Source organism: Bradyrhizobium sp. CCGUVB4N (genome assembly GCF_024199945.1).
Classification (GTDB): Bacteria; Pseudomonadota; Alphaproteobacteria; order Rhizobiales; family Xanthobacteraceae; genus Bradyrhizobium.
The window spans coordinates 9,119,618-9,131,729 of the sequence record NZ_JANADP010000001.1; the positions used below are offsets into that span (position 1 = coordinate 9,119,618).

The following is a 12,112-nucleotide window of genomic DNA, read 5'->3' on the forward strand; positions in this document are numbered from 1 at the left end:
ATTTTCACACCGGCCGTTCCCCCTTCACCGTCACGCGCGTGCCCGAGCGCGTATGCGGCCAGTAGTCCCACATCGCGCGGTGCTGGGTGCAGCGGTTGTCCCAGAAGGCGATGGCGTTCTCGGTCCAGCGAAAGCGGCACTGGAACAGCGGGTTTTCGGCGTGCTGATAGAGATAGGCGAGCATCGCATCGCTCTCGTCGCGCGGGATGCCGTTGATGTGGCGGGTGAAGCCGCGGTTGACGTAGAGCGCCTTCTTGCCCGTCACCGGATGGGTGCGCACCACCGGATGCTCGGCATTCGGATAGGACGGACGATCAGCGACGCCGTAATTGGCGTAGAGCCCGCGATAGATCGGCTCGCCGTCATGCAGCGCGGTCAGGCCGTCGAGATAGGCTTTCATGCGATCGGACAGGGCTTCATAGGCCGCGTACATGTTGGCGAACAGCGTGTCGCCGCCGCGCGGCGGACACTGCTTGATGTAGAGGATCGAGCCCATCGGCGGTTCGAGATCGCAGGAGACGTCGGAATGCCAGCCCTCGCCGTTGGCGCGCGGCGAATTCTTGTCGGCATAGATCTTCATCAGCGCGGGGTCTTCATCCTCATGCGGTGCGGCGGGATGAAAATGCAGCTCGCCGAATTTGCGGCCGAAAGCGAGATGCTGCTTCGGCGTGATCTCCTGGTCGCGGAAGAAGATCACGAGGTTTTCGGCGAGCGCGCGGTGGATCTCGTCCATCTGCCGGTTGGAGCGGGCGTCGCCCTCGACCAGCGCGCCGATATCGACGCCGGAGATTTCCGCACCGATGATCGGGGTGAGCTTTTCGACCGCGATGGTCTCGTAAGGAGCACCGTCTTCAGCCGCATGGCGGTAGCGCGGGCCTTGCTTGCCGGATAGCGAGCTCATGGCGGTTCTCCCGATCGTTCTGATTGGGAGCATGGTAGCAATGTAGGGCGGGTTAGCGAAGCGTAACCCGCCACTTCGTCCCGCAAAAAATAAGGCGGATTACGCTTGCGCTAATCCGCCCTACGATTCCGATATGTCGGAGACGATTACTCCGCCGCCGATACCGGCACCTTGGCACCCTGGCCATACTTCTGGTCGATGTAGTCGATCACCAGCGCCTTGAAGTCGGCGGAGATGGTTGGACCACGCAGCGTGCGGAACTTCTTGCCATCGACGAAGACGGGCGCGGCCGGCGCTTCGCCGGTGCCCGGCAGCGAGATGCCGATATTGGCGTGCTTGGATTCGCCGGGGCCGTTGACGATGCAGCCCATCACCGCGACGTTGAGCTCTTCCACGCCGGGATATTTGCTCTTCCAGCCCGGCATCTCGTCGCGGATGAATTCCTGGATCGAGCTGGCCAGCTCCTGGAACGTGGTCGAGGTGGTGCGGCCGCAACCGGGGCACGCCGCAACCAGCGGCACGAAGGTGCGGAAGCCCATGGTCTGCAGCAGCTCCTGGCCGACCTGCACCTCACGGGTGCGGTCACCACCGGGCTCCGGCGTCAGCGAGATGCGGATGGTGTCGCCGATACCCTGCTGCAAGAGGATGCCGAGCGCGGCCGAGGACGCCACGATACCTTTCGAGCCCATGCCAGCCTCAGTCAAGCCGAGATGGATGGCGTAGTCGGAGCGGCTGGCGAGATCCTGATAGACCGCGATGAGATCCTGCACCGCCGAGACCTTTGCGGAGAGGATGATGCGATCCTTGGGCATGCCGAGCTCTTCGGCACGCGCGGCCGAGAGCAGCGCGGACTGCACCATCGCCTCGCGCGTCACCGCGCGCACGTCGCGCGGATTGGCGGACGCGGCGTTCTCGTCCATCAGCTTGGTCAGCAGTTCCTGGTCGAGCGAGCCCCAATTGGCGCCGATGCGGACCGGCTTGCCGTTCTTGTTCGCGATCTCGATGATGTCGGCGAACTGGGTGTCGCGCTTGTCCTTGAAGCCGACATTGCCGGGATTGATGCGGTACTTGGCCAGTGCTTCGGCGCAGGCCGGATAGGCCGCGAGCAGCTTGTGGCCGATGTAGTGGAAGTCGCCGATCAAGGGCGTGGTGATGCCACGCTTGGCCAGGCCGTCACGGATGTGCGGAACGGCGGCAGCGGCTTCCTCGCGGTCCACGGTGATGCGGACCATTTCGGAGCCAGCGCGCGCGAGCGCTGCGACCTGGGCGATGGTGCCGTCGATGTCGGCAGTGTCGGTGTTGGTCATCGACTGCACGACGATCGGCGCGCCGCCGCCGACGGCGACGTTGCCAACCTTGACCTGGGTGGTCCGGTGACGCGGCGCCGGGCCTGCGATGTCGGAATCGAGAGGGTTTTCGAGCTTGTTCATGGGGTCCAAATATCAGGTTTTGGTGACGTTCAGCAATGCATCAGCTGGCGCCGCCGCCGTTTGGCTCGGACGGTTAACCAGAAAAAGCCCAGCAATTACAAGGACGGCTGCCGCCCCGAACGCCAGGCTCAGGTGATCGTGCATGATGAAATAGCTACCCACCACGCCAAACAAAGGGGTGATGAAGGTAAAAGCCGACAATTTGCTGGCCGAATAGGCCTTCACCAGCGCGAACCAAAGCGTGAACGTGGTTCCAACCACCCAGATGGCCTGGAAGGCCATCAAGGCGAACGACAGCGGCGACGGGGTGTGGGTGATGGATTCTCCGGACAGCCAGGCAGCCGCACCCAGGATCGGGATCGAGGTCGCGACCTGATAGCCGAGCGCCTTTTCGGGCGCCGCGAAGCGCAGCCGCGTCGCCTTGGCGACCAGCGTGGTCGCAGCCCAAAGTGAAGCGCCGCCAACAACCATGAGATCGCCGAGCAGAACCTGTGAGTCGACATTGGCCTGCGGCACGCCGATCGCAAGCGCCACCCCGGCAAAGCTGATCCCCAGCCCCAGCCATTGCGTGCTGCCCAGGCGCTCGCCGAGCACCTGATAGGAGCCGAGCGCGACAAAGAATGGCGCAGTGTAAAGAAACACGACAGCGCGTGACGCGGAAGTGAGGCGCAGGCCCTGGAAAATCAGCACGAACTCGATGCCGAACATCAGCCCGGCGATCAGGCCGGGCTTCCATGTGCCGTCACGCTCGAAGAATTTGACGCCGCGCACGGTGCCGATGATGAACAGAACCGGCAGCGCGCCCATCGAGCGGATCATCGCCTGCAGCATCGGTGGGACATCCGGCAGCACCAGCTTGATCGCGATCTGATTGAAGGCCCAAGTCAGGCACAGCATCAGCATCAGCGCAATGGCGCCGGCACTAAGGGGACGTGCGGCGGACAGGTTGGCTTGAGGTGAGGACATTTCTTCCCGGGGTCCGGCTTTGCGCCGTTGTTGCTTCAAGAGGTTTTCTGACAATGGGTGCAAACACCCGTGATCTCCACCACGGACAGCTTTGGTGCGAAGCCCGAGGCGCGCGCCGCGGCGTTGAGTTCCTTGGCAAAGGAGCCTGACGGGATCTCGCCGACCAGACCGCAGCGCTCACAGATCAGGAACGCGACCGCCGAGGTCGCGTCATGGTCGTGGGCGGCGCAGGCGAGATAGGCGTTGCGACTTTCGATGCGGTGCACGAGGCCGTTCGCCATCAAAAAATCGAGCGCACGGTAGACCGTGATCGGCGCCGGTCGCGCCATCGACTTGGCGAGCTCGTCGATCACCTCATAGGCTCCAAGCGGACGATGGCTGGAGAGCAGCGCGCCCAGCACCTGGCGCCGGATCGGCGTGAATTTCTGCGCCCGCTGCTCGCAGACCGCTTCCGCATGCGCCAGCGCGTCCGCGGTGCAGCGGCCGTGATCATGGTCGGGCGTCGGAAATGCCGGCTTTGCGAGGGTCATCCGGCCCGCCTTCTAGCATTTCGGCCGGGGAACCCAAAGCACGACCAATGCGGCGGCGGTCAGCCATGCTTTTGCTGCGGGACAGCATCGCGTTCTTCCGCCATGAAATAATCATAAGCTTGCTTATTATATCCTAGCTTATTGGAGACCAAGCTCATGACCCGCGGGTCTGTCGACCAGAATTTCCTGTTCACGCTCGGCGAACTCTACCGCCTCTTGCGCGTCTATGCCGACAAGGAGGCCTCGCGCTTCGGCATCACCCGCGCGCAATGGGCGGTGCTGGCCAAGGTCGAGCGCAGCGAGGGCATGAAACAGTCGGAACTCGCCGAGCTGCTGGAGATGCAGCCGATCACGCTGACGCGGCTGATCGACAAGCTGTGCGACAGCGACTGGATCGAGCGCCGCAGCGACGCCTCGGACCGCCGCGTCAAGCGCCTTTATCTGAAGAAGGCCGGCCGCGCTCTGCTGGGCAGGATGAGCGGCCTGAAGTCGGAACTCACGGCGAACGCGCTCGACGGCATCAGCCCGGCGGACGCCCACCGCCTTCTCACACAACTCGAAACCATCAAGGAAAACGTGCGTACCGCGATCCAGACGTCTGGAGCGGAACAAGCGCGTAAGGAGCAGCGCTATGGCTGATCAGGTTCTCAAATTCCAGCCCGAGCAGAAGATCGACAGCGGCAAGCCGACCAAGAAGGCCGGTACCGACCCGCGCCGCCGCTTCGTCGCCGGCCTGCGCCGCTATCGCCGCTTCCTGCTGATGGTGGTGCTGCCCGTCGTCGCCGTCATCGCCGGCCTGACCTTCTATCTCCATGGCGGCCGCTATGTCGGCACCGACGATGCCTATGTCGGCGCGCAGAAGGTGCTGGTGACGCCGGACATCTCCGGCAAGATCGAGAAGGTCGTCGTCAAGGAAGGCCAGCTCGTCAAGCAGGGTGACGTGCTGTTCGAGATTGATCCCGTCCCGTTCCGCCTCGCGGTGGACGAGGCCAAAGCGCAGCTGATGCAGGCGCAGACGACCTATGACAACCTGCGCGCCAACATCAAGATCTACGGCGACATGCTCAACCTCGCCCAGCAGGGCGTCGACCTGAAGCAGCGCGACGTCGAGCGCAAGCAGGCGCTGGTGAAGAACAGCTACGGCTCGCAGCTCGATCTCGACAACGCCTCGAACGCGCTGGTCACGTCCGGTTCGATCGCGCAATACGTCAAGCAGCAGATCTCGACCGCCAAGACCCAGCTGCTCGGCGACACCGACCTGCCGCTCGATAAATTCCCGCCTTACGTTTCCGCCAAGTCCAAGCTCGACAATGCCGAGCGCAATCTCGATCATACCGTGGTGCGCGCATCGATGGATGGTGTGGCGACCCAGGTCGAACAGATCCAGCTCGGCCGCTACGTCGCCGCCGGCACAGCTGTGTTTTCCGTCATCGACATCGCCCATCCCTGGGTCGACGCCAATCCGAAGGAGAGCGACCTGACGTTCGTCACCGAAGGACAGCCGGTGACCCTCGAGGTCGACGCGTTCCCGAACCACGTCTTCAAGGGCAAGATCGGTTCGCTCTCCCCCGGCACCGGCGCGCAGTTCGCGATCCTGCCGCCGCAGAACGCCACCGGTAACTTCGTCAAGGTGGTGCAGCGCGTGCCGATCCGGATCTATTTCGACGAGAGCGACAAATACGTGAAGAAGCTGAAGGCCGGCATGAGCGTCTATGCCACCATCGACACCGGCCACCAGCGTTCGCTCGCCGGCCTGCTCGGCCTGTCAGCCACGGCAAATCAAGACAAGGACTGAGTCGATGTCCAATGCCAGCCTGATGGTCCCCGGCCTGCGCCGGAACATGGTGACGATCTGCGCCATGACGGCGACCATCATGCAGGCGCTTGACACCACGATCGCCAACGTCGCGCTGCCCTACATGCAGGGCACGCTGTCGGCGTCGCAGGACCAGATCAACTGGGTGCTGACCTCCTACATCGTCGCCGCCGCCATCATGACGGCGCCGGTGGGCTGGATCGCCAATCGCTACGGCCGCAAGCGCATCTTCATCATCTGTTCGGCCGGCTTCACGCTGGCCTCCGTGCTGTGCGGACTTGCGCAGGACATCAACCAGATGGTGCTGTTCCGCCTGCTGCAGGGCGTGTTCGGCGCGGCGCTGGTGCCGCTGTCGCAGGCGGTGATGCTCGACTATTACACGCTGCAGGAACGCGCGACCGCCATGTCGATCTGGGGCATGGGCGTGATGATGGGGCCGATCATGGGCCCGTCGCTGGGGGCCTGGCTGACCGAGAGCTATTCCTGGCACTGGGTGTTCTTCGTCAACCTGCCGTTCGGCGCGATCACCGTGCTCGGGCTCGCCGTCTTCATGGACGAGACCGACAAGAATCTCAGCCTGAAGTTCGACTGGTTCGGCTTTGGCGCACTGGCGATCGGGATCGGCGCACTTCAACTCGCGCTCGATCGCGGCGAGCAGCTCGACTGGTTCGAGTCGGTCGAGATCGTGACCGAGTTCGTGATCTCGGGCATCGCCTTCTACTACTTCTTCGCGCACTCGTTCACGACGTCGCGGCCCTTCATCCAGTTCGCGCTATTCAGGGATCGCAACTTCCTCACCGGTTGCATCTTCATGACCGTGATGGGCCTCGTGCTGTACTCGACCATGGCGCTGGCCTCGCCCTACCTGCAAAACGTCATCGGCTATCCCATCATGACCGCCGGCGGCCTGCTCGCGAGCCGCGGCTTCGGCACCTTCTTTGCCATGATGATGGTCGGCCGTATCATGCGCTACATCGAGGCCCGCACGCTGATCATCTGCGGCCTGTCGCTGACGGCGGCCTCACTGTTCCAGATGACCGGCTGGACCGACCAGACCCAGGTACCGGAGATCATCATCGTCAGCGTGATCCAGGGCTTTGGCTTCGGCCTGGTCTTCGTGCCGCTCTCGACTGTGTCGTTCCTGACGCTGCCGAATCATCTGCGCACCGACGGCACCTCGATGCTGACACTCTTGCGCAACGTCGCAAGCTCGGTCGGCATCTCCATCGTGATCGCCCAGCTGACGCAGGGCACCCGCAAGACCTACGCGATCCTGTCGGAGCACATCAATCCGTTCAACCACGCGCTCCAGATGCCCGACGTGCGCGGCATGATCAACCTCTCCACCGACGCCGGCCGCGCCATGGCCGACCGCATGGTCAGTGTGCAGTCACAGATCATCGCGTTCGCGCACGACTATCAGCTCGTGATGTTCTTCATCCTCTGCACCATCCCGCTGGCGCTGATGATCGGCTCGACCAAGGCCACGCTGCGCAAGCAGGCGGCGCCGGAACACGCGGTGATGGAGTAGGACGCGGTCGAGCCGCAGTCTCCCCTGTCGTTCCGCCCTTCGCCGGGACGACACCGGAGTTGTTGAACTGCCGTCGTGCTCCAACAGCCCCTACAACAACTCCTCGCAGCCGAGATCCTCGACCGCCATCATCACCCGCTCCAGATTGTTCCACCAGATCCCTGGCGGGACGTTGATCGCCCATTGCCAGACCGGCTTGGTGATGTGCCAGAGCACCGACCAGCGATAATCCTGGTCGAGCGCGCCGCGTGTGTAGCCGGTCACGCCATGTGCGAGCAGCGTCTCGTGGTAGCGATTCAGCAGCGCCCGCTCGAGCGCCTGCCTGCGATCCGGATACCATTGGATCGCCATCATGTAGGCAAGGTCGTTGGTGGGCACATTGATGCCCCACAGATCGAAATCGAAGATGCGCACGGTGTCGGCGACGCCCGCGCGCGGCAGCAGGAAATTCCAGGTATGCGCGTCGCCATGGACAATGCTGATGTGGCGCCGCGAATGATAGCGCTGCGACAGACGGGCCGACTGTTCGATGAGCCGGCGATAGAGAATGCGTCGTTCCTCACTCAGGCGATCGCCGAGTTCATCGGCGAAGCGATCGTAGTGACCGGCGAACGTCTCCAAATGCGCCGCGCTATCCTCGGCGCTTGCCCAGGTGCCGACGGTCTCGCCGAGGTCGGCATGATTCCACCACGTCGCATGCATGCCCGCCAACGTCGTGACGATGGCCGTGGACTGATCTCGCGACGGCGGCAGCGTCGGCACGGTCGCAAGCTCATGACTATCGGTGAGATCTTCAAGCAGGAGATGCCAGTTGAGGGTGTCCTCGTCGAAACGCCCGTCGAAGCAGCGCGGCACCAACCCCCGCGGCATGCGCGGTGCGAGCTTCGTATAGAAGTCCAGCTCGTGCCGGCCGCCATTGGCGAGCGTCTTGGCGAAGTCGGCATGCGGCGTCTTGAGGATCAGCGTCTGCGGCGAGCCGCCGGATTCCCCGACATAGCGCAGGCCGAGCCGGGTGATGTGCGACACGACCGTGTCGCGTTCGTGCAGCACCTTCACCTCGCGCACGGCACCGGCATCCAGCGCGCCGGCCTTGCGCAGCGCGGCCGTGAGGTAACCGGGTTCAGCAACCGCCGGCAGTTGTGAGGATGTCATGAATCGCGCCCCCCGGTGCCGCAGCCATACTGCATGATCACACCGGGAAGCGCCAGCGCGCGACAGCCGCCTTCACAGGAAGACGGCAAGACGTCACACGTCGAAGAACACCGTCTCGTTGTCGCCCTGCAGGCGCAGGTCGAGCTTGTAGACCGCTTTGCCGGCCTCGCGCACCGCGATCAGCGTGGCGCGGCGGTCGGCCGGCACCAATCCCAGCACGGGATCGGCGGCGTTGCCGGCCTCGTCAGAGAAATAGATGCGGGTATAGAGATGCCGCAGCATGCCGCGCGCGAACACCGCCAGAACGACATGCGGCGCCTGCGGCTTGCCATCGGGATCTGGCACCGCACCCGGCTTGACGGTGTCGAAGGAGTAATTGCCGTCCTTGTCGGTGCCGCAGCGGGCGAAGCCGCGGAAGCTGGCGTTCGGCAATGCGCGCTTGTCCTGCGGGTCGGCGTAGCGACCCTGCGCGTCCGCCTGCCAGATCTCCAGCATGGCGTCCGGCACGATGGCACCGTCGCCGTCGAACACCCGGCCCTCGATGCGGACGCGATCGCCCGTGACGTCGGGCGTCAGCGTCGAGTTGGTGAACGCGTCATTCCAGGCGTATTCGCCGGTCGGCGTCATGCCGTATTTGAAGAACGGACCGACGGTCTGCGAGGGGGTGATACCGTTGGGCTTCACAGAGTCCTGCACGTTAGTGGTTCTCCATAGGGGTGGCATCCTTGCCGCGCAGCACGATGTCGAAGCGGTAGCACAGCGCCCATTCGGGCTTGGTATTCTCCAGATCGAATGACGAGACCATGCGCATCCGCGCCTTCTCGTCCGGCACCGAGTTGAAGATCGGGTCGAACGGGAACAGCGGGTCGCCCGGGAAATACATCTGCGTCACGAGGCGCGTGACGAAGGAATGGCCAAACACCGAAAGATGGATGTGGGCGGGGCGCCAGGCATTGTGGTGATTGCCCCAGGGATAGGCGCCGGGCTTGATGGTGACGAAGCGATAGTAGCCGGAGGCGTCGCTCTGGGTGCGGCCCGCGCCGGTAAAATTCGGATCGAGCGGCGCCGGGTGCTGGTCGCGGACATGGACGTAGCGGCCGCAGGCATTGGCCTGCCAGATCTCGACCAGCGAGTTCGGCACGCCGCGGCCGTCTTCATCGCGGACATGGCCGTGCACGATGATGCGTTCGCCGAGCGGCTCGCCTGTGTGCTGGGTGGTGAGGTCGTTGTCGCCGTCGCGCACGGTCTCGTGGCCGTAGACAGGGCCGGTCAGTTCCGACAGCGTGTGCCGCATCGGGATCAGGGGCTTGTTCGGCGCGCGCTTGATCGAGCTCTTGTAGTCGGGCGACAGCGGCAGCGGATGCGCCTTGTTGCTGTCAGTGGGATAGATGAATGTCATTGGCGAACTCCTCCCCGGCCATTTTGGTCCAGCCGGTCAACGCTTCTGCCAATCATTATAGAATATAACTAATCTAGGGAAGCCGGTTTAGCGCCTCCGGCAACCCCGGCAACATCCGTCACCAAGCCTTACTTGATCGGCGCGCGCGGCAGCACGGCCTCCCCTATCTCGAGCCGGTAGGTATGGTCGAGCGAATACCATGGCGTCGAAACGTCACGTGCGATCGGATGCGGCGTCTCGTGCCGCACGAACTTGCCGATCAGCGCCTGTGTCACGCCGAACTGCACGTCGCTGTCGATATGAGGGTCATTGGGATCGTAGACCTGCGAGATCAGCACCTTGAATCCCGGCTTGAAGATCAGGGCGTGGAGATGCGCTGGGCGATAGGGGTGCCGGCTCTGCGCTTCCAACAGGCGGCCGACGACCCCATTGGTCGGAATCGGATAGCCGATCATCATCACCGAGCGAAAGGCAAAGCGCCCGTCGGCATCGGTCGTGAACTTGCCGCGCAGGTTCATGTCGGCCTGCTCAGGATCCTGGTTCTCATAGAGCCCGACCGGCGAGGCGTGCCAGACATCGACCTCCGCGCCCGCGACGGGGCGGCCGTCCTTGTCGACGACACGGCCGTTGACGAACAGCGGCGCGCCAGGCGTTTCGGAGCGGACGATCGATCCGCCATTCTCCACCCGCGGCGAGTTCAGCCGCCAGAACGGGCCGAGCAGCGACTGATCGGTTTCGGTATTGCCGTGATCGCCGTTGTTGAGGAGGCACACCAGCGGCGAGACGCCGAGCGAGCCCGCCATCAGCACGACCTCGTTGTGCGTGTCGGTGGTCATCTTGCCGAGCTCGGCGATCACAGCCGTGGCGTCGCGGAATTCCTTCTCGGTCAGGCGCACGTCGCGGACGAAGCCGTGCAGATGCTTGACCAGCGAGACTATGATCTGCCGCATCCGCGGATCGGACGTCCGCTCCATCACCTCAAGTGCGGCGGCCGTGACATCCTGCTCGCCCTCGATGATCATGCTTGTCTCCCAGCCGTCCGCCGGCTCTCACCTCTCCCCGCAGGAACGGGGAGAGGGAGAGGATAGACCGTCAGTTCAGCTTCTCGATCGCGACGGCAACGCCCTGGCCGACGCCGACGCACATGGTGGCGAGTGCGAGCTTGCCGCCGCGCTTTTCCATGCCGTGGACGGCGGTGAGCGCGAGGCGCGCGCCGCTCATGCCGAGGGGATGGCCGAGCGCGATGGCGCCGCCATGCGGATTGACGAAATCGGCATCGTCGGCAACGCCGAGCTGGCGCATGCAGGCGATGCCCTGCGAGGCGAAAGCTTCATTGAGCTCGATCAGGTCGAAATCAGTGATCTTCTTGCCCAGGCGCTCCATCAGCTTGCGGGTCGCGGGCACGGGGCCGATGCCCATGATGCGCGGCGGCACGCCGGCCGAGGAGAGGCCGAGGATGCGGGCGCGCGGCGTGAGGCCATGCTTCTTCACGGCGGCCTCAGAGGCGAGGATCATCGCGGCTGCGCCGTCATTGACGCCGGAGGCATTGCCGGCCGTCACCGTGCCGGGATTGCGCACGATCGGCTTCAGTTTTGCCAAGCCCTCGAGCGTGGTCTCGGGACGCGGATGCTCGTCCTTGTCGATCGTGACCGGGCCGGCCTTGCCGCCGGGAATGGTGATCGGGGTGATTTCTTCCGCGAAATAGCCGGCTGCGATCGCCTTACCCGCACGCTGCTGCGAGCGGATCGCGAAGGCATCCTGGTCTGCGCGGGAGACCTGGAATTCCTCGGCGACGTTCTCGCCCGTCTCCGGCATCGCATCGACGCCATACTGTGCCTTGAGCAGCGGATTGATGAAGCGCCAGCCGATGGTGGTGTCGAAGATCTCGGCCGAGCGCGAGAAGGCTTCCTGCGCCTTGCCCATCACGAACGGCGCGCGCGTCATGGATTCGACGCCGCCGGCGATCGCAAATTCGATCTCGCCGGAGCGGATGGCGCGGCCGGCAGCACCGACTGCATCGAGGCCGGAGGCGCAGAGCCGGTTCAGGGTCTGGCCGGGAACCGAGTCCGGGAGCCCCGCGAGCAGCAGCGCCATGCGCGCGACGTTGCGGTTGTCCTCGCCGGCCTGGTTGGCGCAGCCAAAGAAGACTTCGTCCACCTGCGCCCAGTCGAGATTGGGGTGCTTGGCCATCAGCGCCTTGATCGGGGCGGCGGCGAGATCGTCGGCGCGCACCTTGGCGAGCGAGCCGCCGAAACGGCCGATCGGGGTCCGCACGGCATCGCAGATAAAGACGTCACGCATCGTTGTTCTCCCTGAATGCCGCGGTTCGGCGGAAATTCTTCAATGTCGGCGGAGTTTTAGGAGGGCGCCCGCGGCAGGTCAATTGA

12 protein-coding genes are annotated in these 12,112 nt (G+C 64.2%); 3 read left to right on the forward strand and 9 right to left on the reverse strand.

Annotated elements, in window-relative coordinates; all coding sequences use genetic code 11:
- Positions 1-4: 4 nt before the first annotated feature.
- The 4 genes from NLM31_RS42495 to NLM31_RS42510 all read right to left on the reverse strand — a co-directional run bounded on the left by NLM31_RS42495 (position 5) and on the right by NLM31_RS42510 (position 3,827).
- Complete coding sequence (locus NLM31_RS42495; RefSeq protein ID WP_254196062.1) at positions 5-901, reverse strand: TauD/TfdA family dioxygenase; 897 nt, start codon at positions 899-901, stop codon at positions 5-7.
- Positions 902-1,047: 146 nt separating this feature from the next.
- Entirely contained in the window at positions 1,048-2,331 is a 1,284-nt protein-coding gene (ispG, locus tag NLM31_RS42500) for a flavodoxin-dependent (E)-4-hydroxy-3-methylbut-2-enyl-diphosphate synthase (RefSeq protein WP_254135097.1), read from the reverse strand.
- 12 nt (positions 2,332-2,343) lie between these two features.
- Positions 2,344-3,297: a DMT family transporter gene (locus tag NLM31_RS42505; RefSeq protein ID WP_254196356.1), complete on the reverse strand. Its 954-nt coding sequence runs from the start codon at positions 3,295-3,297 to the stop codon at positions 2,344-2,346.
- A 35-nt stretch (positions 3,298-3,332) separates the two neighbouring features.
- The gene (locus NLM31_RS42510; RefSeq protein WP_254135098.1) at positions 3,333-3,827 is read right to left on the reverse strand and encodes a Fur family transcriptional regulator; all 495 of its coding nucleotides are present in this window, start codon (positions 3,825-3,827) and stop codon (positions 3,333-3,335) included.
- A 156-nt stretch (positions 3,828-3,983) separates the two neighbouring features.
- Between NLM31_RS42510 and NLM31_RS42515 the strand changes: the two genes are divergently transcribed.
- Genes NLM31_RS42515 through NLM31_RS42525 form a run of 3 tightly spaced genes read left to right on the forward strand, consistent with a single transcriptional unit; the run spans position 3,984 to position 7,174 of the window.
- Positions 3,984-4,466, forward strand: coding sequence for a MarR family winged helix-turn-helix transcriptional regulator (locus tag NLM31_RS42515; RefSeq protein ID WP_212303293.1), 483 nt, complete (start codon positions 3,984-3,986; stop codon positions 4,464-4,466).
- A complete protein-coding gene (locus NLM31_RS42520) occupies positions 4,459-5,622 on the forward strand; it encodes an HlyD family secretion protein (protein ID WP_254196063.1) in 1,164 nt (387 codons plus the stop codon). The genes NLM31_RS42515 and NLM31_RS42520 overlap by 8 nt, the downstream gene beginning before the upstream one ends.
- 4 nt (positions 5,623-5,626) lie before the next feature.
- The gene (locus NLM31_RS42525) at positions 5,627-7,174 is read left to right on the forward strand and encodes an MDR family MFS transporter (RefSeq protein ID WP_254196064.1); all 1,548 of its coding nucleotides are present in this window, start codon (positions 5,627-5,629) and stop codon (positions 7,172-7,174) included.
- A 90-nt stretch (positions 7,175-7,264) separates the two neighbouring features.
- Here the strand turns inward: NLM31_RS42525 and NLM31_RS42530 are convergent, their stop codons facing one another.
- The 5 genes from NLM31_RS42530 to pcaF all read right to left on the reverse strand — a co-directional run bounded on the left by NLM31_RS42530 (position 7,265) and on the right by pcaF (position 12,026).
- Positions 7,265-8,326: an ecdysteroid 22-kinase family protein gene (locus NLM31_RS42530; RefSeq protein ID WP_254196065.1), complete on the reverse strand. Its 1,062-nt coding sequence runs from the start codon at positions 8,324-8,326 to the stop codon at positions 7,265-7,267.
- Between the two features lie 93 nt (positions 8,327-8,419).
- Positions 8,420-9,022 carry a protocatechuate 3,4-dioxygenase subunit alpha gene (pcaG, locus tag NLM31_RS42535; protein ID WP_254196066.1) on the reverse strand — a complete coding sequence of 201 codons (603 nt, stop codon included), beginning with the start codon at positions 9,020-9,022 and terminating at the stop codon, positions 8,420-8,422.
- 1 nt (position 9,023) lies between these two features.
- A complete protein-coding gene (gene pcaH / locus NLM31_RS42540; protein WP_254196067.1) occupies positions 9,024-9,725 on the reverse strand; it encodes a protocatechuate 3,4-dioxygenase subunit beta in 702 nt (233 codons plus the stop codon).
- Between the two features lie 128 nt (positions 9,726-9,853).
- Positions 9,854-10,747 carry a dioxygenase gene (locus NLM31_RS42545; protein ID WP_254196068.1) on the reverse strand — a complete coding sequence of 298 codons (894 nt, stop codon included), beginning with the start codon at positions 10,745-10,747 and terminating at the stop codon, positions 9,854-9,856.
- 70 nt (positions 10,748-10,817) lie between these two features.
- Positions 10,818-12,026, reverse strand: a complete 1,209-nt coding sequence (gene pcaF / locus NLM31_RS42550) for a 3-oxoadipyl-CoA thiolase (protein WP_254196069.1) — start codon at positions 12,024-12,026, stop codon at positions 10,818-10,820.
- Positions 12,027-12,112 lie beyond the last annotated feature (86 nt).